Origin of the sequence: Dyella silvae, assembly GCF_026421305.1 — a bacterium.
Classification (GTDB): domain Bacteria; phylum Pseudomonadota; class Gammaproteobacteria; order Xanthomonadales; family Rhodanobacteraceae; genus Dyella; species Dyella silvae.
Window position 1 is genome coordinate 123,038 of sequence record NZ_JAPJBQ010000009.1, and the last position, 26,356, is coordinate 149,393.

At 58.4% G+C, this 26,356-nt stretch carries 23 protein-coding genes; 11 read left to right on the plus strand and 12 right to left on the minus strand.

Annotation, left to right across the window (positions count from 1 at the left end):
- Window positions 1-697 precede the first annotated feature (697 nt).
- On the plus strand, window positions 698-1,615 hold the full coding sequence (locus OQE56_RS18100) for a helix-turn-helix domain-containing protein (protein WP_267226179.1): 918 nt from the start codon (window positions 698-700) through the stop codon (window positions 1,613-1,615).
- Window positions 1,616-1,623: 8 nt separating this feature from the next.
- Here the strand turns inward: OQE56_RS18100 and OQE56_RS18105 are convergent, their stop codons facing one another.
- Window positions 1,624-2,235, minus strand: coding sequence for a response regulator transcription factor (locus OQE56_RS18105; RefSeq protein WP_267226261.1), 612 nt, complete (start codon window positions 2,233-2,235; stop codon window positions 1,624-1,626).
- A 403-nt stretch (window positions 2,236-2,638) separates the two neighbouring features.
- Between OQE56_RS18105 and OQE56_RS18110 the strand changes: the two genes are divergently transcribed.
- On the plus strand, window positions 2,639-2,920 hold the full coding sequence (locus OQE56_RS18110; protein WP_267226181.1) for an antitoxin Xre/MbcA/ParS toxin-binding domain-containing protein: 282 nt from the start codon (window positions 2,639-2,641) through the stop codon (window positions 2,918-2,920).
- Between the two features lie 247 nt (window positions 2,921-3,167).
- Window positions 3,168-3,797, plus strand: coding sequence for a helix-turn-helix domain-containing protein (locus OQE56_RS18115; protein ID WP_267226183.1), 630 nt, complete (start codon window positions 3,168-3,170; stop codon window positions 3,795-3,797).
- A gap of 1 nt (window position 3,798) precedes the next feature.
- Here the strand turns inward: OQE56_RS18115 and OQE56_RS18120 are convergent, their stop codons facing one another.
- Entirely contained in the window at window positions 3,799-4,116 is a 318-nt protein-coding gene (locus tag OQE56_RS18120) for a hypothetical protein (protein WP_267226186.1), read from the minus strand.
- A gap of 288 nt (window positions 4,117-4,404) precedes the next feature.
- Here OQE56_RS18120 and OQE56_RS18125 point away from each other — a divergent pair, with 288 nt between their 5' ends.
- The 6 genes from OQE56_RS18125 (at window position 4,405) to OQE56_RS18150 (ending at window position 13,248) form a co-directional block, all read left to right on the plus strand.
- Window positions 4,405-5,313: a helix-turn-helix domain-containing protein gene (locus OQE56_RS18125; protein WP_267226188.1), complete on the plus strand. Its 909-nt coding sequence runs from the start codon at window positions 4,405-4,407 to the stop codon at window positions 5,311-5,313.
- Between the two features lie 390 nt (window positions 5,314-5,703).
- The gene (locus OQE56_RS18130) at window positions 5,704-6,132 is read left to right on the plus strand and encodes a cupin domain-containing protein (RefSeq protein WP_267226189.1); all 429 of its coding nucleotides are present in this window, start codon (window positions 5,704-5,706) and stop codon (window positions 6,130-6,132) included.
- Window positions 6,133-6,145: 13 nt separating this feature from the next.
- Complete coding sequence (aceE, locus tag OQE56_RS18135) at window positions 6,146-8,839, plus strand: pyruvate dehydrogenase (acetyl-transferring), homodimeric type (RefSeq protein WP_267226191.1); 2,694 nt, start codon at window positions 6,146-6,148, stop codon at window positions 8,837-8,839.
- Window positions 8,840-9,018: 179 nt separating this feature from the next.
- The gene (locus OQE56_RS18140; RefSeq protein ID WP_267226194.1) at window positions 9,019-10,485 is read left to right on the plus strand and encodes an efflux transporter outer membrane subunit; all 1,467 of its coding nucleotides are present in this window, start codon (window positions 9,019-9,021) and stop codon (window positions 10,483-10,485) included.
- Window positions 10,482-11,687, plus strand: coding sequence for an HlyD/EmrA/EmrK family protein (locus OQE56_RS18145; protein ID WP_267226195.1), 1,206 nt, complete (start codon window positions 10,482-10,484; stop codon window positions 11,685-11,687). Before OQE56_RS18140 ends, OQE56_RS18145 begins: the two co-directional genes overlap by 4 nt.
- A gap of 40 nt (window positions 11,688-11,727) precedes the next feature.
- Window positions 11,728-13,248, plus strand: a complete 1,521-nt coding sequence (locus OQE56_RS18150) for a DHA2 family efflux MFS transporter permease subunit (RefSeq protein ID WP_267226197.1) — start codon at window positions 11,728-11,730, stop codon at window positions 13,246-13,248.
- 15 nt (window positions 13,249-13,263) lie between these two features.
- On the opposite strand, the gene OQE56_RS18155 is transcribed toward OQE56_RS18150, so the two are convergent.
- The 3 genes from OQE56_RS18155 to OQE56_RS18165 form a co-directional block, all read right to left on the minus strand.
- Entirely contained in the window at window positions 13,264-14,112 is an 849-nt protein-coding gene (locus tag OQE56_RS18155; protein WP_267226198.1) for a helix-turn-helix transcriptional regulator, read from the minus strand.
- Window positions 14,096-15,088 (minus strand): helix-turn-helix transcriptional regulator, encoded by a 993-nt coding sequence (locus OQE56_RS18160; RefSeq protein WP_267226200.1) that lies wholly within the window; start codon window positions 15,086-15,088, stop codon window positions 14,096-14,098. The genes OQE56_RS18155 and OQE56_RS18160 overlap by 17 nt, the downstream gene beginning before the upstream one ends.
- 82 nt (window positions 15,089-15,170) lie before the next feature.
- Window positions 15,171-15,983, minus strand: a complete 813-nt coding sequence (locus tag OQE56_RS18165; protein ID WP_267226202.1) for a helix-turn-helix domain-containing protein — start codon at window positions 15,981-15,983, stop codon at window positions 15,171-15,173.
- A gap of 167 nt (window positions 15,984-16,150) precedes the next feature.
- Between OQE56_RS18165 and OQE56_RS18170 the strand changes: the two genes are divergently transcribed.
- A complete protein-coding gene (locus OQE56_RS18170; RefSeq protein ID WP_267226205.1) occupies window positions 16,151-16,765 on the plus strand; it encodes a hypothetical protein in 615 nt (204 codons plus the stop codon).
- Between the two features lie 179 nt (window positions 16,766-16,944).
- Here the strand turns inward: OQE56_RS18170 and OQE56_RS18175 are convergent, their stop codons facing one another.
- The 7 genes from OQE56_RS18175 to OQE56_RS18205 all read right to left on the minus strand — a co-directional run bounded on the left by OQE56_RS18175 (window position 16,945) and on the right by OQE56_RS18205 (window position 22,525).
- Window positions 16,945-17,382, minus strand: coding sequence for a carboxymuconolactone decarboxylase family protein (locus OQE56_RS18175; RefSeq protein ID WP_267226207.1), 438 nt, complete (start codon window positions 17,380-17,382; stop codon window positions 16,945-16,947).
- A 61-nt stretch (window positions 17,383-17,443) separates the two neighbouring features.
- Window positions 17,444-18,361, minus strand: coding sequence for an alpha/beta fold hydrolase (locus OQE56_RS18180; RefSeq protein WP_267226209.1), 918 nt, complete (start codon window positions 18,359-18,361; stop codon window positions 17,444-17,446).
- A gap of 68 nt (window positions 18,362-18,429) precedes the next feature.
- The gene (locus tag OQE56_RS18185; RefSeq protein ID WP_267226211.1) at window positions 18,430-19,179 is read right to left on the minus strand and encodes an SDR family oxidoreductase; all 750 of its coding nucleotides are present in this window, start codon (window positions 19,177-19,179) and stop codon (window positions 18,430-18,432) included.
- Window positions 19,180-19,443: 264 nt separating this feature from the next.
- The gene (locus OQE56_RS18190) at window positions 19,444-20,166 is read right to left on the minus strand and encodes an SDR family oxidoreductase (RefSeq protein ID WP_267226213.1); all 723 of its coding nucleotides are present in this window, start codon (window positions 20,164-20,166) and stop codon (window positions 19,444-19,446) included.
- Window positions 20,167-20,275: 109 nt separating this feature from the next.
- Window positions 20,276-20,515: a YgaP family membrane protein gene (locus OQE56_RS18195; RefSeq protein WP_267226214.1), complete on the minus strand. Its 240-nt coding sequence runs from the start codon at window positions 20,513-20,515 to the stop codon at window positions 20,276-20,278.
- A gap of 490 nt (window positions 20,516-21,005) precedes the next feature.
- Entirely contained in the window at window positions 21,006-21,800 is a 795-nt protein-coding gene (locus OQE56_RS18200; RefSeq protein WP_267226216.1) for an SDR family NAD(P)-dependent oxidoreductase, read from the minus strand.
- Between the two features lie 305 nt (window positions 21,801-22,105).
- Window positions 22,106-22,525: an acyloxyacyl hydrolase gene (locus OQE56_RS18205; protein WP_267226218.1), complete on the minus strand. Its 420-nt coding sequence runs from the start codon at window positions 22,523-22,525 to the stop codon at window positions 22,106-22,108.
- A 685-nt stretch (window positions 22,526-23,210) separates the two neighbouring features.
- Here OQE56_RS18205 and OQE56_RS18210 point away from each other — a divergent pair.
- On the plus strand, window positions 23,211-26,339 hold the full coding sequence (locus OQE56_RS18210) for a sensor histidine kinase (protein ID WP_267226220.1): 3,129 nt from the start codon (window positions 23,211-23,213) through the stop codon (window positions 26,337-26,339).
- Window positions 26,340-26,356: the final 17 nt, after the last annotated feature.

Genomic DNA, 26,356 nt, shown 5'->3' on the forward strand with positions numbered 1-26,356 from the left:
GAAATATTCTTCAGTTCGTTGGCTGGATAAGATCGCGTCCGTTCGTCCCCTCTTGTGCCACCGCCGACTAAGGCGAAAGACGCAGGACGTTGAGCCAGTTATCTTTTATGGAGGCGTCGCCAGCGCCTGCGCCGAGAGGGCGTCGGTTTTAGTACTGCAAAAGCGGACGCGAAAACGGCTGGAATAGCGCCGGGCGGAGCGGTTCTTCAGTAGCCAAGGACGGAGCGTGGACGTGGCCGTTCTACGGCCAGTCGAGAGGAAGCGCACAGCGATGTCTTCGACCGCGTCGAGGGTCCCTCCAAATGGCAACGTCGCCAAGGAGATCTGGGTGGCCTTGCGCCAATGATGTTCGAGGCGCTCAACCCAGCACCCAGCACCCAGCCACCTGCGAAACAGGGGTGTAACAGGGCATCTTTCCCACCAACGGCTCCGCACAAGTTGCACGATGGGACGCCTAGTGCGTTTGAATTTCTTTTCATCGTGCTCAACGACGACGAGAGCTTGTTAACGCTGGTTAATGCGGCCTTCGTCCCAAACACATAGACAAGCGTGCCGTTGATTTCGTGTGTAACTGTTCTGTCAGTGATAACACAACGCTTCTCCAATCATTTGTACCCATTAGGGTGCCGCGCGTACCTTCGGCCATCCATACAGTGTAGCTCCGAGCAAGACTCATTCATTCGCGACGAGAGCAGCCATGTGTGGTGCCTACGGTCAACGTCTTGGTCAATCATTTGGAGTTTCCAATCCGGCAACGCTGCTGGCTTCACCCATGCGCGATGCCGTGTTCGCTATGACGGACGTGCGTCGAAATACTCCAATGGACGGCCCAACTTCCCCACTTCCGCGCGATCGCTCGTATGTCATCGCTGTGAACTTGCAGCCGCTACGGGATCACGAGATGTGGGTTGACGGCCAAAGCGTAAGTCGCGGGCCGCTGCCTGAGGGAGCGGTCATGGTGGCAAACCTGCAGCAGGATCCGGCGTTCTTTGCGGAAGGTCCTCTTCACGCAATCTGGTTTCACATCCCGATGGATGCGCTGATGATGGATGAGGACGCGAGCGATAAGGCGTTGGACTGCGCAACCGGAAGCGTCATGGACGATCCGTTCGTCACCGTGTTGGCCCGAACCATGTTATCCATGGTCACCTGTGGTCATCGACCTAGCCAGACGCTGGTGGACCATTTGTTTCTGGCACTGCGTGGTCATCTGTTGGATACCTATGGCGCGCCACCCGCCGTCCAGTCGCGGGGTGGCAGCCGAGGTTTGCTACCGTGGCAACATCGGCGCGCTACGTCGTTGATCATGGATAACCTGACCAACGGCATTTCGCTGCAGGCCATGGCAAGTGCTTGCCAACTTGCGCCTAGTACGTTCCTACGGGCGTTTCGTACGACATTTGGTGAAACGCCACATCAGTGGCTGATAGGTAAGCGCATTGATCGCGCCCTGGACTTGATGGCTGATCGATGCATCTCATTGGCGGATATCGCGCTATCCGTCGGTTTTTCGGACCAAAGCCATTTCACGCGAGTATTCGTGGGTCGGATGGGCGTCAGCCCGGGCGCCTGGCGTAGTGCGAACGCTGGTCGAGCGCTCGCGCTAGCGGAGTGACGATCAATTTAGTCCATGAAGCCGCGCCGTAGCGCGATGGTGACGGCGTGCGTCCGATCTTCGGCGCCAAGTTTGTCCAAGATGCTTTTCATTCTGGCCTTGACTGTATCTTCGGATATGCACAGGGCTTGTGCGATACCGCGATTGCCATTGCCCTCAGCCACCAGGCGTAACACGACGAGTTCGCGTGGGGTGAGAAGCTCGTGGCCTTCATGGGCGTGCAAGTCCTGAGCGGCTTCTCTCGTCAGAACACGACGCCCAGCCGCCGCCGCGCGAATGGCTGCCAGCATGTCCGCCCGATTGGCTGTCTTGAGCAAATAGGCGAGAGCGCCAGATTCGAGTGCTCGGCGAACCCGCGCATCGCCGGGATAGGTCGTCAATACCACCAGGCAGGCGTTTGGATACAAAGCTCGAATCGCCTGGATGGCCTGAAGCCCATCCGCATTGGGCATTTGTAGGTCAAGCAGAGCTACATCCGGCAGCAGTTCTCGGTATCGGTCCAATGCCTGCTCGCCGTCGGAGGCCTCACCGACCACCTCCATATCCGGCTCGGCATCAATGGATGACCGTAAACCATCCCGCATGATCGGGTGATCGTCGGCTAGCAATACGCGGATCATCTTTTGTGGGGTGTTCAAGTCAGGTCTCACCTAACGTGCGTCGGCGGTTTATCGCGGTGATGATCGACCCGGGGGGCCATTGGCGCAACGCTCAAAAGGGTACGGATAAGTTAATGGGTCTCAAAGGCGCGGCATGTGGTGCCGTCGGGTTCAGGACTGGGCTCCCCCTGTGAGTCAGAGAGCGTTGCTGCACAGCGTTACTGTCCAGCGACCCACTACGGTGACAGGTGCGCGTCCGGCATAGATGCCATTCGTTATGCCTCGGCAAGGCGTGCCATATGGCCTACCGTTTGATCGACTTCTGCGGGAAAGGAAAAGACAAGGGCCAGTAAGAACGAACAAGCCGGCCCATGCCTGAGTGACTAGGCTTGGGTGCCAAGGTTGCCATAGAAAAGTCGCCATCATGCGAACAACCAAATTCAGGTTCGAAGACATTGCGAGTGAGATGGCGAAAGTGGAGGCATTGCGTGACCAGGCCCGGATGAAGGCGTTCGGTCAACTTGAGAATTGCGCCGCCACGATCGCCGGCATGCTTCTTCAGCTTTTGGGATCCAGGGATCGCGCCGCGCGCTGGATGTGCATGCGGCAACGCTCGTTGGGCGGGCGCACCGCTTATGAGGCTTTGGCGGAAGGTGATTTCGACCTCGTCTGGGATCAGATGGTGGGTGTCGGGGACTTTCGGTGATGGTTCCGACGTCATCACCTCCATATGTAGAGGTTCGAGAAATACCATGTACGCATCATCGAACTGGGCGGCACGTTCTGTGGCGAGCGCTGCCCCTGTGAGTTCAGCTGACTCAACTATGTCATTGCCGTTGCATGGTCCACGAAGTCAACGCAGTCGGTATCGAGAGCTCCGTCCCTTACAGCCTGTGATTTGTAAAGACTGCCTCTTCGTAGGTAGATGTGTTGGTCGTGCCGGGGATGGCGGTTTGTCGAGCGACGCGTGTGCCGAAGGAAGGCAGTGTGCGTTCTCGGCCGGCAACTATGTGGCATCGCGGGGCGAGCGCCTGACAGACGTATTTATGATACGCAAAGGAGTGATCAAGACTCGTTTGACGACAAAGGACGGACGTGAGCGGATCACCAATTTTCACTTTCCCGGTGAACTTGTGGGCCTGGAGGCCGTGCATTCCGGCCGGCATGTGAGCGAGATCGTTGCACTCCAATATTCAGAATGTTGCCGCCTTTCGTTCGATCAATTGGTGACCCTTGCCGAACGTAATCCGCTGGTTCAACGCCAGTTGCTATCGTTGATGAGCGAACAACTGAATAGATCCAATCTGGTGGCTGGGGATCTCACGGCTGAAGAGCGCGTGGCAGTATTCCTGCTGGATATTCGTAGCCGCCTGACCATGAACCAGCCCGCTCAACAGGGCTTCCATTTAGTGATGTCCCGCGCGGACATTGCCAACTATCTGCGACTTTCCGCCGAAACCGTGAGCCGTATCCTGACTCGATTCCGGCGACGCGGTTGGATCGACATCGCAGGGCGGAACCTGCGGTCCATGGAGAAGGAGCCGCTGGAGCGGCTCAGTCGGGAAGCGTCCGTCTGCGAGTGAGTCAACGATACGTCCTGGGAAGGCGGCGAAGAAAGCCTATGACAGCTTCTCCACGCCCCATGCTTACCAATTGCTCCGCGGTGTAGCCTCCCAGTTCGTCGATCGGGTCGTTCTGATACCAATCGAGGAGGAGGCATGGCACGGGCTCGATCTCTGCGGCGATGCGGAGCACGGCAAGGGCTGTGGGGATCAGGCCAAAGATGGTGCTGTAGGCGTCGCGCCCTACGGCGCAGATGATTCGGTCGTGTGGATCGGTTGCATATGCTTGAGGCAGCAACGTCGTAGCCAGGAAGTCGCGTTGGTTTCGCTTTGCCCTCATCGTGGCCATCCCTCACATCTCATTGTGGGAGCCAGCTTACTGAGGCTCTCATTCCGGCGATTGTCGATAGTTGCCGGACGTTGGATTTTTTGAGGTCTTCATCGGAAATGCGATGCAGCGGTGCCGGGTTCGGAAAGTTGCACGTGTAATCAACGCCACTGCGGTGACGGCATCGTAAGATTTTTTATATCCTCTGCAGAAAGACATATGGCGCCGGGCCCGGTACGGGCCGACGATGATGGTGGCTCCATCCAATAGGTCTTAGCTCGGCGCGGAGGGAGGTCAGTCATGGGCTACGCGGCTTACGGTAGTCGATTGGGAAGGTCGTTCCGATTGGACGATCCACCGACTCTGGTGTCCCTGACTGCCAACCAACATCGCCTGGCGGTGACTGAGCTTTGGTGCGATGAATACGATTACGGATTCACCGCGCCGATCGTGCGCGAAGATGCTTTTCTCATCGGTTTGCAGTTGCGCGGACTTTCGCGGCACGAGCTGTGGGTGGATGGCAAGTCCGTTCCTGTGCAGCCCATTGTGGCGGGCCAATCCAACTTCTTTGATCTCACTCGCGATCCGATAGCCTACATTGCCGAGCCTTATCACCCGTTGTTCTTCTACATGCCACAAGCGGCGATCGACGAAGTGGCGGAAGAACTTGGTATCACGTCGGGGCCGCTTGTATGCCGACATGGCCAGATGGTTGGCGATAGCGTCATCGAGTCCTTGGGAAAGGCGTTGTTGCCCGCCTTGCATGCTGTGCAGGACAGCAACGCGTTGTTTGTAGATCACGTGCTACTGGCTTTCCGCAGCCACCTGGCACGGAACTACATTGGGGTTCGCCAGTACATAGCGCCTCTGGGGCGCGGTCTGGCTCCGTGGCAGGAGCGTACCGCCAAGGAAATGATGCGCGAACACTTGTCGGACGGGATCGCGCTGGCGACGGTCGCAACGGCGTGTGGCCTATCGGCCTGCGCCTTTCTCAATGCCTTCAAGCGAAGCACCGGGATGTCGCCGCATCAATGGCTCATCCAGCGACGGATCGAGCTTGCCATGGATCTCATGCGGAACGGCGACAGCCCACTCTCGGATATCGCTTTGGCGGCGGGGTTTGCTGACCAGAGTCACTTCACTCGCGCGTTTTCTGCCCGGCTTGGTGTCACCCCAGGTATCTGGCGTCGAAACATCGACAAGCACTAATCCAAAAGCGTCGGGTAGTTTGGCGGTCTGGGCCGTGGTGTCGGCAGCGCTAAGTAATGCTCGTAGGTGCAGAAGCTAAGGCTCCCTGGCAGAGGATCGGTACTGCGTGGCTTTAGCCGCCGGGCGACGACAGGGCCGAGGCCCTCCCTGCGGCTGACCCTGCACGGATCGTTGTTGTCAGACCAGTCCGGACGCCGGCAAGGCAACTCGTCTGAATAGCCGGCGCGGGCGAAGAAATTTTCGTCAAATGGCTCGCCGAACGTTCAATGAAGGCGGCTGCGAATTTCCTATGCTCGTATCACCGCAGCGCCTGTTCCGTGAGGTGTTCAGGCGCGCCATTTCCTCGGTAGTCATCATCGGCCCTTCACATATCTTTGCCTGGAGTCGCATATGAAAATTCGCGCACTACTTCTGGCCGCCTTTTGCACTGTGTCATTCGTCAGTCAGGCAGGAGAGATTTCGGAACCCGTGATAAGTGCGGCACACGAGTCTGTGCAGCCAGCATTCGCACATCTTCTGCCGAACGTCCCAGGTAAGAAGGTGGTGGGCCTTCTTGTGACATACGCGCCAGGTATGACTTCAAAGTCGCATCGGCATGGGAATGCCTTCGTAGTGGCCTACGTGTTGAGTGGTTCCATACGTAGCCAGCTTGAGGACGGAAGCTCTCGTGTGTACCACGCGGGCGAAAGTTGGAGCGAGCCACCGGGTGCGCATCACGTGGTCAGCGAGAACGCAAGCAAGACAGAACCAGCGAGCCTGCTGGCGATCTTTGTTGTCGACGAGAACCAAAAAGAACTGGTGACCTACGACAAACCCTGAGAGTGGTGAGCCCATGGACACCTCCAGCGACCCCAAGCCAACCGACATCGACCCATCGGAAACCAACGAATGGATCGAATCACTCGACGCTGTTATTCAAAACGATGGTGCAAGCCGGGCGCGTTATCTACTCGATCGGATGATCAATTCTGCGCGGCGCACAGGCACGTTGTTGCCGCTCCAAACGGTAAGCGACTACGTCAACACCATACCAGCTCGACGAGAGGCCCTCAGTCCTGGGGACCAGGCCATGGAGTGGCGCATTCGGTCCATCATCCGATGGAATGCGATGGCCATGGTGGTGCGGGCCAACCGAAAGCCTGGAGACCTTGGCGGGCATATTTCGAGCTTCGCGTCATCGGCGACGCTCTACGACGTTGGCTTCAATCACTTCTTCCGGGCTCCGTCATCCGATCACCCGGGGGATCTCATTTTCACTCAGGGGCACTCAAGCCCCGGCATGTATGCGCGCTCCTTCCTTGAGGGCCGTTTCACTGCTGAGCAGCTTGATCTGTTTCGAATGGAGGTAGCGGGTGCCGGGCGGGGGCTGTCTTCTTATCCACACCCTTGGTTGATGCCGGACTACTGGCAGGTCGCCACGGTGTCGATGGGGCTGGGGCCAATACAGGCCATCTACCAGGCACACTTCTGGAGGTATCTCGAGCATCGCGGCTTGATTGCGCCCAGCGATCGTAAGGTGTGGTGCTTCCTGGGTGATGGCGAACTCGATGAGCCTGAGTCGCTCGGCGCGATCTCGCTGGCCGGGCGTGAAAAGCTGGATAACCTGATCTTCGTCGTCAACTGCAATCTGCAGCGACTCGATGGGCCCGTTCGTGGCAACGGAAAAATCATCCAGGAGGCCGAAGGCGCCTTCGTCGGTGCGGGCTGGAACGCCATCAAAGTGGTGTGGGGCGGACGATGGGATGCATTGCTTGAGCGCGACACCAGTGGCCGACTCCGTCAGCTAATGATGGAAACGGTGGACGGCGCCTATCAGGCGTTCAAGGCTCTGGGCGGCGCATACACGCGCGAGCACTTCTTTGGGCGATATCCAGAAACCGCGGCGTTGGTGGCAGATCTTTCGGACGAGGACATCGAGCATCTCAATCGTGGTGGACACGATCCTCAAAAGATATTTGCCGCTTATCACGATGCCTTCCGTACCGAGGGGCAGCCCACGGTCATTCTCGCGAAGACCGTGAAGGGTTACGGCATGGGTGAGGCGCTGCAGGCGCAGAACCCCACGCACAACAAGAAAAAGATGGATCACGAGGCGATCCGGGCCCTGCGGGATCGCTTGAGAATCCCCGTGCCGGACAGCGAGCTGGCGAACGTTCCGTACTACCACCCTGGCGCAGACTCACCCGAGGTGCGCTATTTGAATGAGCGGCGGCAGGCGCTCGGCGGCTTCCTTCCTCAACGCCGTCGTCGTGCGGATGAATCGTTGCAGGCGCCTGACTTGTCGGTTTTCGAACCTGTCACGAAAGGCACAGGCGATCGGGAAATATCGACAACGATGGCCTTTGTCCGTGGCCTGAATCTGCTTCTGCGCGACCAGAACATTGGCCCTCGTATAGTACCTGTCATCGCTGATGAGGCGCGCACCTTCGGCATGGAAGGTCTGTTCCGGCAGATCGGGATCTACGCGCCGTTCGGCCAGCAGTATCAGCCGCAAGACGCCGGCCAGCTGATGTACTACCGGGAGGACCGCCAAGGACAAGTCCTGCAGGAGGGTATTTCCGAGGCCGGCGGCATGTCGGCCTGGATCGCCGCGGGCATCAGCTACAGCGTCAGCAACGTCGCCATGCTGCCATTCTTCTTCTACTACGCCATGTTCGGGTTCCAGCGCGTGGGCGATCTTTGCTGGGCGGCGGCAGACATGCGTTCGCGAGGCTTTCTGGTGGGCGGCACGTCTGGTCGAACCACCATCAATGGCGAGGGACTGCAGCATGAAGACGGACACTCGCATCTCATGTCCGGCGCCATTCCCAATGTGATTTCCTATGACCCCACCTTCTCCTACGAAGTAGCGGTGATACTGCAGGACGGAGTCCGGCGGATGCTACAAGAGCAGGAGGACGTGTACTTCTACGTCACCGTGCTCAACGAGAACTACGTGCACCCCGATATGCCCGAGGGGAGTGCCGATGGCATTCTCAAAGGCATGTATCTCTTCAAGGATGCTGGAGTGCTACAAGCTGGCGAAAGCCGTGTTCAGCTCATGGGTGCGGGCGCCATCCTGCGCGAAGTCATCGAAGCGGCGAAGCTGCTTGAGGATGACTTCAACGTAACCGCCGATATCTGGTCGGTGCCGAGCTTCAGCGAAGTGCGCCGGAACGGCTACGAAGTGGAACGCTGGAATCGCCTGCATCGTGACCAGGCGCCGCGGCTGGCTTATGTCACTGCACTATTGCAGGACAAACCAGGACCCATCATCGCTGCCACCGATTACGTTCGGGCTCTGCCCGAGCAGATTCGTCCATTTCTGCCTTCCGGACGAAACTTCATCGCGCTCGGCACCGACGGATTCGGCCGGAGCGACACGCGGGCGAATCTGCGTGCTTTCTTTGAGGTCGATCGATTCTGGATCGCTTACACGGCAATTGACGCGCTGGTAGCCCACGGTCACTTGGATGCGAACCATCTGCGACGCGCTGTCGGGCTCTACGGCATCGATTCTGACAAGGCTGAGCCTTGGCGCCAATGAACGTAGCGCCGATTCTTCGTGCCGCGTGGGGAGGGGGCGCGTCGAGACTGTAAGGACAACGTACTAATCGCTATCAAAACGTGCAATTCGATTCGAATACGACTGGATAGTGTTGTCGCCATACCAGGTCGGAACGGAGATTCGGAGTACCTGGTCATCCGTAAAGATGGTGGCGACACATGTTCAATGTCAGGCTCCTGGTCGCAATGGCTTTAGTTGTGCCGCTGGTTGCCTGCGTCAGTAGCCGCGGGCTTCATCCGCAGCTGACACCCATGCAGGCATCCGATCTCAGCGCAGGCAAGCAGCTTGATGATTTGCACGCGACGTCCGGACCCTGGCCGGATCAGGATTGGTGGTCTGGGCTTGGCGACAGTCAGCTCAACGAACTAATTGATCGCGCCCTTGCGAACAGTCCTGACATAGCGCTCGCAGAGGCGCACCTTCGGGAGGCCCAGGCCAGTGTCCAGGAGGCGAACGCTGCACGTGGCCCGGATATTTCCACCACCGCTCAAGCGGCAGGGATGTACCTTCCGAAGACGCTGCCGCCGCCGGTTGGCATAGGCCACTACGTGCTCGAAAAACATGTGGATGCCGGCCTCCACTGGGATCTTGATCTATGGGGCGGCAAACGGGCCGCTTGGCAGGCGGCGTTGGGGCAGGTGCAAGTGGCGTCCGCCGAGCGACAAGCCGCGCGGATCGCTCTGTCGATCAACGTCGCAAGACTCTACGTGGAGCTTGGCCACGCATTCGTTACGCGTGATATTGCGGGGCACGAGCTGGACCGCGCGTTGCAGAGTCGGGACCTGACGCGGCAGCGTGTCAATGCGGGGATCGACGGCGCCACCCAGCTGCGGCAGATCGATGCCGAAGTGGCCAGCGATCACGAGCGCGTGACAGCGGCCGACCGGGACATCGTCGCCAGAAGATTGGCTTTGAGCGCGCTCTTGGGTGACGGCCCCGATCGCGGCTTAGCGATGACGCGTCCTCGGGACATAGCTCCCCTCGATGTTGCTGTGCCGGTCGCGCTTCCCATTGAACTGATCAGCCACCGGGCGGATCTGACGGCGGCGCGTTGGTCGGTAGAAGTTTCGCGTCGAGGAATCGATGAGAGCCACGCGTCGTTCATGCCTGACGTCAGCCTCGGTGTTCTCGCGGGCTTTGTGAGCCTCGGCGGCACCAATGTACTTCAGCTACCTGCCCGCTTCTATCAGGTTGCTCCTTCCATCAGCCTGCCGATCTACGATGGCGGCCGGCGACGCGCGGAACTTTCAGCCCGGGATGCGCAATACGACGCTGCTGTCGCGCGTTACAACGCCACGTTGGTCCGCTCGATCAGCGAAGTGGCGGATCAGCTATCCGCACTGCGTTCGCTCGGCCAGCAGGTCGAGCAGCAACAACAAGCCTATGACGCGGCAAACGATGCCTGGCAACTAGCCGAACAACGTTTTCGGGCTGGTATCGGCAGCTTTCTAGAAACACTTGTCATACGGCAGCAGTTGCTGGTCGCCGAGCGACACCGCGCCGACTTGCGCTTCCAGGAAGTCGATAGCTCGATCCTACTGATCCAGGCGCTTGGCGGTGGTTATCGTCCTGCACCTGGAGAAACCACGCCGAACGCAACGGCAGATCTACGAGACCCGCCATGAACAGCAAAGTCGAATCTTTGGAGGCAACCGGCACACCCGCGTCATCTTCACCGCGTCGCCGATGGTTGATGCGGGCGCTGTTGCTGGTCGTGGTGATGGGCGCGGCTGGCGTTGTCGTCTGGTACGTGACCGTCGGACGGTGGTCCGAAGGAACAGACGACGCGTATGTCGGCGGCAATGTCGTGCAGATTACATCGCAGGTCAGCGGCACGGTGATGCTGATCGGTGCCGATGATGGCGATTTGGTGCACAAAGGCGATGTTCTTGTCCGCCTCGACAAAGCCGAGTTGGACGTTGCTCTGGATAAAGCCAAGGCGGATCTGGCCAGCACAGTCCGTCGTGTGCGCGGCCTGTACACCAGTGCGTCGGGAGCGGCGTCCGAGGTAGCCATCAACAGAGTGGCGCTTGACCGGGCCAAGAAAGACTACGAGCGTCGACGCGATCTCGCGCGGTCCGGCGCCATCTCGAACGAAGAGCTTGCACATGCGCTCGATGGTCTTCAATCGGCGCAGAGTGCGCTCACCAACGCGTCGCAGCGTTACAACACAAGTCAGGTGCTGGTGGACGACACCGTTGTTTCGTCTCACCCGGACGTGCTGGCTTCTGCCGCACGGCTTCGCGCCGCCTATTTGGATGACGTACGCACCAACATCCTTGCGCCCGTGACCGGTTACGTTGCCAAACGCAGTGTGCAGCTTGGCCAACGCGCACAGCCGGGCAATGCCTTGATGGCCGTTGTTCCCCTGCGCGAGGTATGGGTGGATGCAAACTTCAAGGAAACCCAGCTATTGCACATGCGAATTGGTCAGCCCGTCGCCGTGCGGGCGGACGTCTATGGTGGTGATGTTAGCTACAAGGCCGTGATCGAAAGCCTCGGTGTCGGGACGGGTAGCGCGTTCTCACTCTTGCCCGCGCAGAACGCCACGGGCAACTGGATAAAGATCGTGCAGCGCATCCCTGTCAGGCTTCACTTCACTGATCCGTCAGAACTTGACGCACATCCGCTGCGCATCGGCATGTCGACGGTGGTCGATGTCGATCTGCATGACCAGAGTGGCCCTTTGCTTCCGCGAGAGAGTCCGCTGACACCGATTCTCACCACGGACGTATACGCGCGACAGCTCGCGGAAGCTCAGGCGCTGATTGATCGCATCGTGCACGCAAACGCCCCGACACCTGTCGCCATGGTCGGCGCGCGCTGAGGCGTGTTGCTGACGTCACCTATCTGTTGCGGGAAGCATCATGAGTGAAGCATTTCGTCCACCAAATCTTGCATTGGCGACGATCAGCTTGTCGCTGGCAACGTTCATGCAAGTGCTCGATACCACGATTGCCAACGTTTCATTGCCGACCATTGCCGGCAATCTTGGCGTCAGTGCGAACCAGAGTACGTGGGTGATCACGTCCTTCGCGGTGAGTAACGCCATTGCTCTTCCGCTGACGGGTTTCATGACGCGGCGCTTTGGTGAAACGCGCCTGTTCGTCTGGTCGACGCTGCTTTTTTCATTGGCGTCGTTCCTGTGTGGAACCGCGCAAACCATGAGCATGCTCATTCTTTTTCGGGCGCTGCAAGGGGCGGTGGCCGGCCCTATGTATCCGATCACGCAGAGCTTGTTGATTTCGATATATCCGCCGCACAAGCGCGGCATGGCGTTGGCCCTCTTCGCTATGGTGACGGTGGTCGCGCCGATTGCGGGCCCCATCCTTGGTGGGTGGATTACCGATGACTACACGTGGCCATGGATCTTCTTCATCAACGTTCCCATCGGCATCTTCGCCAGCCTGACAGTCGCTGCGCAGATGAAGGGAAGGGCGGAGACAACCAGTCGTCCCAAGGTGGACTATGTTGGCCTTGTGACGCTTGTGGTTGGCGTTGGCACCTTGCAGATTGTTCTGGACAAAGGCAATGACGAGGATTGGTTCAACTCGACATTCATCGTCAGCATGGCTGTGGTATCCGCCATTGCTATTGCCGTCTTTCTCATCTGGGAGCTCACAGACGATGAGCCCATCGTCAACCTGAAGCTCTTCAGGCATCGCAACTTCAGTATGGGTACGCTCGCTCTGGTTCTGGGGTACGCCGCTTTCTTTGCCATCAACGTGCTGGTACCCCAGTGGCTTCAGCGAAACCTGGGCTATACGGCGACTTGGGCCGGTTTCGCCACCGCGCCGCTGGGCGTGTTGCCGGTGATACTTACACCGTTTGTTGGCCGTTATGCACCGCGATTCGATCTTCGCGTACTGGCAGGCTTCGCCTTTCTGATGCTTGGCGCGACTTGCCTGATGCGCTCGTATTTCTATATAGGCATCGATTTTCGGCACATCGCGCTGATACAGCTTCTTCAAGGGCTTGGGGTGGCATTCTTCTTTGCGCCCGTATTGACCATCTTGCTGTCCGACCTGGCGCCCCACGAGATCGCCGACGGCGCTGGCCTCGCTACTTTCCTGCGCACGTTGGGGGCAAGCTTCGCCGCGTCCCTCACCAATTTTCTGTGGGACCACCGAGCCATCATCCACCATGAGCGGCTGGGCGAGCATGTCACCATCTACGACCCCGCAACCTCTACAGCGTTAAGAGACCTCGGAGGCCAACAAGACGCAGTAGCCATGATCAACCAGACACTCACGCAGCAGGCGTATCAGCTGTCCTTCAATGAGGTGTTTCACCTGCTCGGATGGATCTTCCTGACATTGATCGCCGTAGTGTGGCTGGCCAAGCCTCCTTTCGAGCCCAAGGCAGGCATGACCGGTGGCGGGCATTGAGCGGACATCGGTGGGCTATCGACCCGCTTGCTTCAATTCAATGGTGGCCAGGTGCTGCGCCTCGGTTGGTGAAATGCCACGTAGTCGTCGAAAGACCTTGGCAAAGTGCGAAGGGTCCTTGAAGCCCGCCCGCCTGCCGATCTCCGCGATAGAAAGTCGTCGGAGATTGGGAGAACTCAGCATGCGCTCGGAAAGTTGGATTCGCGATGCCATGAGAAGCTCGCCAAACGTCTTACCGTGATGGGCAAGCGAGCGGTGCAGCGTCCGCGAGGATATGCCAAGTGATCGCGCAACATCGGCGGCGTTGATGTCTACATCGCAGCATCGCTCGGCAATACGAGTCCTGGCTTGATCGTGCAGATCGGGATGGAGCGGAGTCTGCCGCTTATCTTTTTGTGCGGATTCCGCGATCAGCGCTAATAGCGTTCCGATCTGCACCGCAAGCCTTGCGGGTGTTACCGGGCCGGCGCGAATCACATCGGCTGATAATTGGGAGAGGAAGGCGTTCAAGGCGACACTCCATTTGCACGGAGCACGCATGGGATTGCCGAGGAGGTGGCGCGGCGAGCTGATGATGTCATGCATCCAATCGGCGGGAAGAACCCAATGCATTAAGCCCGTTGATTGGGTAATGGCGAATCGGGAAAACATTGCCTCGTCTAGGACAACGGCTTCGTGGGTATTGAGCGTACGGTGAGCCGGCCCGGGAAGTTGCCTGGGAACGCCGTGGTTGAAAAGCAAGTGATAGCCACCATTGCCCTCGCTTGCGTCAGTCGCCTGCGACGCTCCAAGGAGCGAATCGACATGCTCGAGCGTCAAGGGTCCAAGGGCGATAGAGCCGGAGCATTCATACGGCATGATCATGCTCTGCTGTCGACGCGGACGAGAATGGGCGAAGCTCAGAGGGAAGATATCCAGTGCGTTTGCGGATGGCGCGGGCAAAGTACGCGGGGTCGGAGAATCCGCAGCGGTGTCCGATTTCCGCCACCGTAATTCGCCGAAGAAGCGGGGACATCAGCAGCTGTCTGGCTTGCTCCACGCGCGCGTCCATTAGTATCTGCGCGAAGGTGGCGCCGCACGCTCCCAACGCTGCGTGCATGGCTTGTTCCGGCACGTCCAGTGCGCATGCCACCTCGACGGCGGACAACCGCTGCTCAATGCAGCGCTGGACAATTAACGACTGTGCTTTGATGCGTAGAGCGCGTTGCGCCAGGCTTGGCCGGGCAATGCGGCCGTTCAGCTCGTGCGCAACCTGTGCCAGTAACCCGCCGACCTGATCTATAAAGACCTGACCGGGCAATGCCGAGCCGCGGACGACTTCGGGTGAAAGGGCACTGACGAAGGTGGAGAGCGCACGGCCCCAGCCAACGTCACGCGGTATGACCCGTCCAACAAGAAGGGTTGGACTGGGAATCCATTGGCGCAGCCAAGGTTCGGAGATCTGGAGATTGACGATGTCGTAGGCGTCGTGGTCGAGTTCGAATGGCAACAGGGAATCGGCGAGCACGGCGTCGCCCGTCCTGAGCAGCATGCGATTGCGCTGGATGAATCGCCACTCGGAGGCAAGATTGATGACCAGATTGATGCTTCGTGCTGTGCTCCTTGCGAGCTGACGTTTCTTGCGCAGGGAACGATGCTTGGTCCCCTGCATGCGAAACACGGTGATGGGGCCAAGATGGGTGGATATGAACCCGGCGTTGAGTGGTCCCGGCTCATCACAGACCACCTCCATCGGCGTCAAGTTATCTGACAACGTGGCTGCATAGTAGTCGCGCCGCTCATTCTCTGGCACATCAAGGGTTGACCAGCGCTGGATTTGCCCGGTGATATCGACAGACATGCTTTTCCGAGTTATTTGGTGGAGGTGTATTCGATGGCAAGAGAGCGTTGGGTTATCGCGGTTCAAATAACGGCTTGCCACATCATCGATACATGCGGCGATAGTTCCCCGGAGTCATCCGCAACACCTGCGCGAAGCTGCGGCAAAGATGGCTTTGGTCGGAGAACCCTGTTTCCTGGGCGATGTCGGTCAAGGGGCGGTTCGTCTCCCGAATAAGGGCGGCCGCGGCGGCGACACGGCGCTGGACGAGGTAGCGGTAAGGCGGGATTCCCGTGCTGCAGCGAAACGCGCTAATGAATCGGCTGACGGAGAGTCGGGTGATCGCTGCGAGGTCGGCCAGTTGAACGCGTTCCGCCAAATGCTGTTCGATATAGCGCTTTACCTTGGCCAGGCACATAGGCGGTAGCGTGCCCGGGGCTGGCCGGTCAAAAACGGCGCTTTGTGCTTCCGTTAAGGACTGCTGGCCAGCCGTAAGGTGTTCGAGTGCATCGAGCAGAGCACCGGTGGCGCTGGGGCTGCCGAGGCGTCCGTTCCGGAGGGCGGTGGTCTGATGGCCCTCACCCTCGGGTATGCGCACGGTGACCAAGAGGCGTACTAGCGTTGATGCGCCCCCGGGCGAGCCCTCATGACGGTCGGGAGAGTCGGCATCGTGGATGGTCACGACACACGCACGGTCGATATCAATGTCCAGCCTGCTTTCCGCCAGCATCCGTCCTGGAGGATAGGCGTCGCAGATTGCCAGCCTTCCCAATTGGGCGAGCACGTCGGCGACCTGCTGATCGCGCCGCACGGGCTGGGCGGTCGGCCCACCCTGGACGGAGCGGCTGATGGACGACCCGCTGGCATGTCGGGTGGGACGGTGAGCCGTATAGGCCAATCGTGCTTGATCGGTCATGGCGATGTGCGCTGCGAGTCTGGTTGACTCCAGCTTCAAGGCGGCCGATCTGATTGAGTGGACTGAAACCGTCATGATTTGCCGGAAGTCTGGTCTGTGTGTGCCACCGGACTGAGAATCCGGCGTTACCAAGCTGTGGAGCCTGGGCGCCGGCGTCCACATGTGCCATGGCCGAGCTGATGGAACCAGACGCAGAGCTGGCAAATCTTGAACTTTTTTATACGGGCCGAGCATTTCCCCAGGAAGAATTTCGAGGTACTGGGTCGGCGGTGACCTGCCAGGGCAAACAGCCGACTTGTCGATGCGGTCGGAACACCTTTGTTACAGGTGAGATGGCTGCTTCCATGTCGCAGTACCGCATCAGATCGAAAAATGGATGGTGCTGGGTGCGTTGCGTGGAACTTCCAAAGCGTCGCGCTATTGAGCAATCTCTGGCCCCGTCTCAGGGACTATGGTGGATACGCCAAACCCAGGCCATCTCGCCTATGTGCCCTTTGCCTTCCCCATTTGATCAAGGACACGACGTCCTCCTTGCAGAGATCAAGGAGATCGAGAAAGTGTCCGCCACTTGCGCCAGGCGTCCGCCCTCGATGGCGGCGTTGCTTGCCGTGTTGGAATCCGCGCGAAAGATCGAGGGTTCGTTCCTCGCTGTCATCGCCTGGTATCGCGACGTCGCGATAGCTGAACTGGATGGATGCACAGCACGCGAACTGGTCGCCAAAGGGCGCGCCGAGGAAGTCATCGAGTTCCTGCGAGCCATCCAGCAAGGGAAAAGGGACTAGCACTCCTTCCGAAATCCACAGGAAAAAAGAAAAGGCCCGCGACGGATTCGCAGGCCTTTTTTTTCTAACGGTACATGCCCAAGTTATGAGGCCTTTCCCATAGCCGCGGACTCGGTGGCCTCATGGCCAGCTCCCGTCGCGCCGACATCAGACAATGTCCGTGTCGGCCGCCTTAGTAATCAACCCGGCATTTTGCGGAAAGCGATAGCGAACCGATTCCATCCATTGATGGCGATGACAAGCAAGGTAAGGTCGGCCAGTTCTTCGTCAGAGAAGTGGGGGCGGACCGACGTCCAGGCTTCATCCGGCACGTGCTCCTCACTGACCAGGGTCAGAGCCTCGGTCCACTCCAGCGCAGCGCGCTCACGCTCACTGAAAAAAGGCGTTTCCCGCCAGCCCGGCAGCGTGGCCAGTCGGCGTGCGTCTTCGCCGGCATCGCGTGCATCCTTGGAGTGCATGTCCATGCAGTAGGCACAGCCATTGATCTGCGACGCCCGGAGCCGGACGAGCTCGATCAAGGGCTTTTCAAGCGAGCTTTGAGCAATGCGCTGCTCGAGACCGACCATTGCCTTGATGGCACCGGGGTTGGCTTTGTAGAAATCGAGACGTTGACTCATGGTAGATCTCCTCGTTACGAAGTGTGACTACACGTTGCAGTGTGGGCCATGGCGAACCGATTCATGGTTTGCGCACAAACTGTTCAATCAGGGCAGACGTGGCAGCAGGCTGCTCCTCCATCACCCAGTGGCCGGAGTTGGCAATGACTCCGCCCGTGACGTCGGTGGCGACATTGCGAAAGATGTCGGCCATGCGTGCCCCGTAGGACTTCTCGGCGCCGAGGGCGAGCACCGGCATGGGCAACTTGCCGCGACTGGCCAGCAATGCCTGATTGTCGATAGCGTCCTGCGGAAAGGCCGCGAATTGCTCAAATGCGTCGTGAATCGCATGCGGACGGGCATAGAGCGCCGCGTAGTGTTCACGCGTTGCTTCGTCGATGGCGGACGGATCGGCGGACAGCTCGTTCCAGAAACGGTCGAGATAGATGCGCTCTCGCCCCGCGACCAGACGTTCCTCGTCAGGTCCGTGAAAATTGAAATGCCACGTACGAGGGGACCGTAACTGCGCGTCCCAATCCCCAATGCCTGGTAATGGCGCATCTATGGCCACCCAGCGGGTCACCCGAGTCGGGTGCTGAACAGCGAATGCGTAAGCGACCATGTTGCCAATGTCATGGCTTACCAGTGTGACCTTGTCTATGTGTAACTGATCGAGCAGGCCGGCCATATCCTCGGCCTGGTTCTTCTTTGTATAGCCATCGGATGCCGGCTCAGATAGCCCCAGACCACGCAGATCAGGAACGATCACCGTGTGGTCCTTCATCAACGCGGTTGCGGCCGGCTGCCACATGTCGCCGGTATCACCAAAGCCGTGCAGCATCAGCACGGCAGGACCATGGCCGCCCACGCGAACATAGAGGTGCGTGCCGTTGGTCGGGATTTGCTGCTCGTGAAAGGAGCTGGCGTAGGGGGCTACGCCGGCATGAGCCAAACTGCTCATGCCGAGCAGGCTTGCCACAAGAAAGATGTAACGACGCATAAATAGTCTCTCAATGCCTGATTGCGATACCTTGGGAGGGCCAGGCAGGCCCTCCCAAGGCAGAGACATCAAAGCTGGCTCATGCCGCCGTCAGCGATGATTTCGGTGCCGACGATGAATGCGGATTCCGGGGATGTCAGGTGCAGCACAGTTGCCGCGATTTCCTCCGGATGGCCAAACCGGCCAAGCGGGATCTGGGACTGAATCTGGGCGGCAACTGTTTCAAGAGTTCCAGCATCTACACCAAGCTTGCCGTAGATCGGGGTGCTCACCGGGCCGGGACTCAGCACGTTCACGCGTGCTCCTCGGGGAAGCAGTTCCGCCGACAGTGTCCGTGCCAGACTGATCAGGGCCGCCTTGCTTGCAGCATAAATCGATGTGTCCGGCATGCCGATGTGAGCATTGATCGAACCATTGATGACGACAGCCGCGCCCTTGTTGAGGATGGGCAGCAAGGCCTGCAGCTGGAAGTACGGGCCTTTGACGTTGGTGTCGAAGATCTGGTTCCACAGCCCCTCAGTGGCGTTGTCCAGCGAGGCAAATTTTGCGACGCCGGCATTGACGAAGATCGCATCCAGACGCAGGCCGCGGCCGGACAGCTCGTTGGCCAGTGCTTTCGAGGCCGGGAGGGAACCGGCATCGTTGACAACGGCGATGGCGCTGGAGCCGATGGACGCCGCAGCTTGGTCGAGGGCCGTCTTGTCGCGACCGGTGATGACAACGCGTGCGCCTTCTTCGGCATAAGCCTTGGCCGCAGCCAGGCCGATGCCGCTGCTGCCGCCTGTGACGAGTACGGTCTTATCGGAGAAACGTTTCATGGGGAGATCCTTTGGGGTGGGGTTTCAAGTACGGACTCATGCTGCGCGAAATCCACAAGATTGCCGTTCCACCAAAACGACGAACATGTTCGTTTTCTTCGAACATGTTTCATTGAGCTAAACCAGCGCGGCCAGGAACAACCCCGGGGACGGCCAGAGGACGCGTTTGTGTTAGTCGAAATGATCCGTCGCCCTGGCGCCGGTGTAGTCATGTTCTGGCATCCCTGACCGGCCAGGCCGGATCACGGATCGCGGCCACACGATTCAGGAACTGGCGCGCCCGATCGATGCGCCACCGTCGACGTAAAGGGTCTGCCCCGTAATGTAAGAGGCGCCATCAGAGAGAAGAAACTCGACAGCAGCCGCCAGTTCGTCCGGTTTTCCGAGGCGCCTCATCGGAACGAAAGAAAGGAAGCGTTGCTCCGCCTCGCTGCCGGAAGGGGTGTTGGCGCGAAAGAGCTCGGTTTCGACCGGCCCGGGAGCTACCGCATTCACGGTGATGCCCGTCTCCGCCAACTCCAGTCCCCACGTGCGCGTAAAGCTGTTGACGGCCGCCTTTGCCGCGCCGTAGGCGGTTCGTTGAGCAAACCCTAGTGCGACAAGGCTGGTGATGTTGACGATGCGACCCCAGCCCTTGCCTCGCATCTGGGGAAGAAGCGCTTGCGTCGTCTGCAGCGTCGGCACGAGATTAATCCGGAGAATGTCATCCAGGTCATTCAGGTCAACATCACCGATCGGAGCCAACTTCACGTATCCAACGTTGTTGATAACGCCATCAAATGAATACTTGTCTACCAAACGCGCCAATACTTCTCCGGTCGCAACACGATCGCCGAGATCGGCAGAGACAAGCGTTCCGGGAAAGCCTGCGTCATTTGCGTTTCGGGCAAGGCCGATAATCTGGTGCCCCGCATGGGCAAGGCGCGAAGAAATGGCCCTCCCAATACCCTTGGTTGCGCCTGTTACGAGGAATGTGCGACGGGTCATGGCTCTTACTCCAGATGCACAGCAATAGATAAGGTCAAACTCTGCGAGGCCCTTACGCTTTACGGTTCAACGTAGATAAGTCGATCGACGTTCTGACTTCGTCGATGCGTCACAAGTAGTTGGCGCGTGCACTTCGCGCGAGCCGCCTGCCCACTAGGGCGCAGGCGGGGCAGAACCCAATGACTCCGGTCAAGCCGAATCCAACACCGGCGATGGCAGCAATCCAGTTCCACGGCGAAGTTAGATACGCGAGGCCAAGAATCACAATCGCTGCAGCGACAAGAACGCGGATAATGCGCTCCAAGACCGGGACGTTCTTAACGAAGAATGCTGTTTTGACGAAGGACATGTTGTGCTCTCGGGAAGTGTCGCGAGTGGTGATATGGATTCCACGCACTGATCCTTCGTGCCGACCGATCGGCACCGGGGCGTAGAAACGTCAGTAACCTCGTGGAAAAGCATGGCGCGCGAAAGGCGGCGCGGATTGAACAAAAGTGGCATCGATTAGCGAATCGAGCATTTGAGGCGACTGATGTCGCAGGACACAGATCAACGACGATCCATCGCTGCTCTCCGCACAACGCCGTGACCGTGCCGACGCCAGGGGCAGGCGATATCCAGGATTTGCGAAAGCTAGTTAAGCGGAGCAGCACCAAGCACGGACGTTGATGGTCCCACCAAACTTTCGATGAGCGGCTTTTCTGGCCGGCTGCGTGCGGGCTGGCACATGCCTACTAAGTGGTGTTCTTGCCAGATCTTTTGGTTCTCTTGAAGGATCGATTCATTCGATCTCTGGGGCCGGCTCAGGCCGGCCAGGCATATGAATCCCGCGCACGGCGCTACGCTATGGATCGCACGACGCCGCCATCCACTCGGACGGAAGCACCCGTGGTCGCTGAGGCCTGCGTAGATGCGAGATAGACGCACATATTTGCGATCTCCTCTGGAGTTGCCAGCCGCTGGATCAGTGATGTCGGCCGGTGAGTGAGGATGAAGTCGCGTTCCACGTCTTGCACCGACGTCCCTTGTGAGGCCGCAATCTTCTCGAAGAACTGACTGACACCTTCTGAGCGGGTGGGGCCGGGTAGTACAGAATTTACGGTGACTCCCGTACCTGCCAACGTTTCAGCGAGGCCGCGAGCCACAGACAGTTGAGCTGTCTTGGTCGTCCCGTAATGAATCATTTCCGAGGGGATCTGCAATGCAGATTCGCTGGAAATAAACTGAATCCGCCCCCAGCCACGTTGGATCATGCCCTGCGCATAATGGCGCGATAGTCGAACACCGGAAAGCACGTTGACTTCAAAGAAGCGCAGCCAGTCTTCGTCCGGAATATCAAAGAACGGCTTCGGTTCGAAGATGCCCAGGTTATTTACTAGGATGTCAGCCTCGGGTTCTCGTTCCATCAGGTTTTTCGCGCCGTCGTTAGTGCCAAGGTCGCCAACGACACCCGCAACATCCGCGTCTGGCGAGTGTTTGCGCACGACCTCTATGGCTTGGTCAACGCGATTCCGAGTGCGTCCCGTGACGACTACACGGGACCCTGCATTTGCAAGACCAACCGCTATAGCCAAGCCAATTCCCCCCGTTGAACCGGTAATAACGGCGTTGCAGCCACTCAGGTCGATATCCATGCTTTTTCTCCAAGGGTGGATCCATTTGAGAACACCTACGGGGCGACTCACTAGCGTCAAGCAGGGTAAAGGCGGCGCTGCATGTAAAGGGTCAATGGAACTGGATGAAGTTAATCGGAGAAGTGCGGCTCAGTCGCACTAGGATCCGCACCGGACCGGTGAATTGCTTGAACAAAACTAGCCCGTATCAGGTGTTCCCCAATCACGACTTGTCCTGCTCCCGCACAGGACGCGCCACAAGGCTATAAGCAATGGTGCCGGGAGTTAGCGCGTTGTACGTGGGTGCCACTCGGCGGACCGGGCTACTAGAGGGCAAAGCCCATGCCGACAAGCGCCATCGTTTCCCCGCGATTTGGGTCGTGCAGTCCGCCGTTGGAGATGTGACGGAGCTGGAAGCTGAAGCGCTTGCTTTGCCAGCCTAGCGTGCTGACAAACTCATAGTGGCTACTCAGGGCCTGAGTGACTTGATGGTTATATGCGAGCTCAAAGCCGAAGAACAGTGGTTGGTACCAAGCTTGCGGTTCTCCCCAGTGCAGTCGAGCACCTCCGGCAAGCAGCCCGGTGCTGTGGGTCGCTCGATAGCGGCTCACTTCGCAGTGGTAGATGTTCCGCTGGTCAATCCAACCAAGCGACGCCACAGGCTGCCAGGTAAGGGTGGACCCAGCGACTGCCCTTTGCTTCCCCATGGTTTCCACAAAGATGGCGGTGGCGCCGTGATCACCCATGTAGCTAGATCCCGCTTGTATTTCGATTCGTGGCTCACTTGCCAGGGCACTTGCGGCCAGGGCGGGTAAACAAAACAGAATAGATGCTGAGGCAAGACGCTGGCCCGAACGCAGGCCATCGCAATAAGTAGTCGACATGGTTTCTTACAATAGTTGCGTCTGATTCCGCGGCGCATTCAATTCATCATCGAAGATGGTGCGCTGCGCGCGTCCCGCACTCGTCACCAAGCACGCGTCGAAATACTGATTGAGACCGGGCTAGCCTGACTTGGACGTTCTGTCCCGGTGTTGGATTTTTTATTGGTATCGACGCAATGCCTGTCGGCCAGGCAAGGAAGGACCGCTGTTTGACGTTCGAACGGAAGTCGCTTCCTTGGCTATCGACGACAGTAAACTCGTCGGCTATCGGTATAGCCATCCCTCGTTTAGTTCGATCCCATGATTTAAGGGGCGCGACGGGGATCGATGGGTTGCTTCGTACAGCGAAAGAGCCGCAATGAATAGGTGTTTATTGTTGCTTTTGGGATGTTTCTATCGATCGCTGCCGGTGAGCGATGGGCGCTGGCGTTTTCTAGAACAATGCGCTGCCATATGGATTTTCTTTGCAACGTTGCCCGTTTACGATTGCGATGAAAGCAATATCTTGGGGCATCTCCCCCACTTCTAACCGCTACTGGGAGACGGCATGGCGGCGGTCGATATCCGATGTCATTGGGTTTTTGCGTGCTGGATATCTGCAGCCTTACAGGGGGCTGTCACTTCTATGCGTAGCCTTCTGGCCTGCACACCGAATCGAGCGGAAAGTTGGCAACGTGCTGCTCAACCAAGTCGACAGTTTGCGGCATGGTTTGCACTGGCAGCCTTGGTGCTCCTTGTTGCGTCGCCAATGACCTATGCACAAGGAGCATCGCCAGCTAGCTGGCGACTAAGTCACTTCAGGCATACAGCCTATTCGACCGACCGAGGCGCCCCTGGTGAGGTCAGCTCTCTGGCACAAACGAGTGACGGTTACCTCTGGGTGGCCGGCGGCCAGGGATTGAGTCGATTTGATGGGCTGAAATTTGTCCCCTTCGCACCCGCCAAGGGAGAGCACCTGTTGTCTTCCCAGGTCATGACTTTACTTGCGTCACGGGACGGGGGGTTGTGGTTGGGTTACGAGGCTCCAGGCGCGAGCTTGATGAAGGACGGCCACCTCAAACACTACATGGCCTCTGAGGGCTATGAGATCAGGATCACTGACAGCATGTTTGAGGGATTTCGTGGCCGACTCTATGCAGTCGGCTCCGGGCGCTTGCTTGCGTTGAACGATGGTAGATGGTCACGCGTCGTGCCTTTCGACGCCGACAAGCCCGACAAACGAATTAATGCGGCCGTTGCCGATGGCCGAGGCGTTCTATGGCTGGCGACTGGAGAGCAGATTCATTGGTGCCAAGAAACTGACTGCCATCCAGTCGATACGCATATAAAGGTCACGAATCTGATTCTTGGCCTGAAGATATCGCCCGCGAATGTACTGTACGTCAGTCAAGACAGAGGGCCTACCCGCCGGTTTCAAATCGAAGGTACTAGCTTGACTGAGTTGCCGGCGTTGCCGGTCATGACCGCGGCACCTTCATTCGATCGACATGGCGGGGTGTGGCTTCCTTCGCTCGGCGAGGGCGTTGTACGTCTATCACCTAACGCTGAATTTCAAGGTAAAGATCAGAAGGAGTTCATCACCGATACCTTCAGGAAAGCGGATGGCCTGACGGGTGACTATGTTTGGCCCTCTACGATTGATTCGGAGGGGGATGTCTGGGTTGGTACGCAGGACGGGATAGACCGATTCCGAGAGGTCTCACTCAACAGCGTTCCTGCACCCGCTGGGCTGCAATCCCCCAAGGTCGTGCCGGGGGCTCGCGGGGAGGCTTGGATATCGAGCGGCCTGCCACTCATGCGATGGGACGGCACGTCGTTACATCCAACCACATTCGGCACCTATGCTTTTGCGATGTGTACGGACATCAGCTCCGGCAAAACGTGGCTCGTCTATGACGATGGTCTGTGGGAGGTGACCGGGGACGACGTAAGGCACGTGGCGCCCGCGCCTCCGGGTGCCTCGAAGGGAAGGGCCTACCTGTTGGCCTGCGGAAAAGATGAGCACTTGTTGGCCGTCCATCGTCGGCCGGCGGGCAGTTTTGAGTGGGCGGATGGTAAGTGGACAAGTCGGCCGGACATTGACGTTGCGGATATGGCCGCTGAAATGCCAGACGGCAAGTTTCTTATAGGGCATAGGGCTAATCATCTTCTTGTCATCGATGGCTCGGTGCGGCACGAGTACGGGGCAGAAGACGGATTGGAAATTGGGGTAATCAAAGCCTTGGTTACTTTCAATGATGTCGTTCTGCTTGGCGGTAGAGGTGGCCTTGCAATGTTCAAAGATGGCCATTTCAACACGCTATCTCTTGGCGGCAACAAGCCTTTCGCTGACATCACTGGGTTGGTTTTTGACGATAGCGGCAATCTTTGGGTTCATATGGCCGAAGGAGCCACACGTATTGCCGGCGATGAAATTACCGAGGCCATCAGGAATCCCAGTCACCCGCTGAACGGCCTTTGGCTCTCGTCGGTTGACGGTATGTCCGGCGTACCTGCGCAGGGCATTCCTTCGCCGTCACTATCCAAGGGAGCGGATGGCCGGCTTTGGTTCACCTCGCAATCAAGCATCACATGGCTTGATCCCGGTGATCTTGTTGTCAACCCAGTTCCACCAAAGTTGAGAATCGATGCTCTTGTTGCCGACGGTACGCGATATCCGGTTAAGCAGGCCTCCCTCGTGCTACCACCTCGCCCGTCAACGATTGAGATTGATTTCAATGCCCCCCTCTTGCGGGCGGCTGACAAGGGGCAATTCCTCTATCGCCTTCTGGGTGTGGACAAGAGTTGGCAAGAGGCCGGCAGCAATCGCGAGGCCCACTATTCGAATCTGGGTCCGGGCGAGCACACGTTTCAGGTGCGCGCGGCCAACGAAAGCGGTGTGTGGAACGGCAGTGAGGCCAGTCTCGTCTTTCATATCCAGCCGGCGTTCTACGAGACATGGTGGTTTCGTGCGATCTGCGCACTTATGGTCCTGCTCGCTATGTGCTTTGGCTACATGCTTCGCATCAGGCAAGTCACGGCAAAGATGCGCATAAGAGAGGACGAACGTCTGCGTATAGCGCGGGATCTGCATGACACGCTACTTCAAAGCGTGCAAGCCATGTTGACTAGTGTGGAAACCATCAAAGATAAGACGACCGACAAATGGGCGAAAGTCGAGGCTGAGCGGGTTGCGGACTGGGGACGGCAAGCCGTGTCAGACGGCCGCACAAAAGTCGCCAGATTGCGTGCGTGCGACGACGAACCCATGTCGCCGATACGCGAAACCCTGGATATCGTCCAAGGCATGAGCGAATCCACGGGCATGGTTCTGCGTACAAGCGTCAGCGGTAGTGAGCCCATACTAAATACCTCAGCTTCGCACGAAGTGGCGAACGTCATCCGCGAAATATCCAACAATGCAATCCGCCATTCAGAGGGAAAGCATCTTTGGGTTTCGATCACCTACGGTGACAGCGAATTCGTCGCGGTTGTGAAAGATGACGGTCGTGGTATCGACGCATCCCTTGTTGCATTGGGCGAAAAAAGCGGACATTGGGGTCTCAAGGGCGCACGGGAGCGTATATGCAGCCTTGGAGGCACGCTAAGCATTCAAGCGGCCAACTCGATAGGCACCGAAGTAATAATCCGTGTGCCAGCGAGGCATTTATACCAACGTCCTAGTGGCGGATCTTGAGCCTGGTCGAGCGTGCT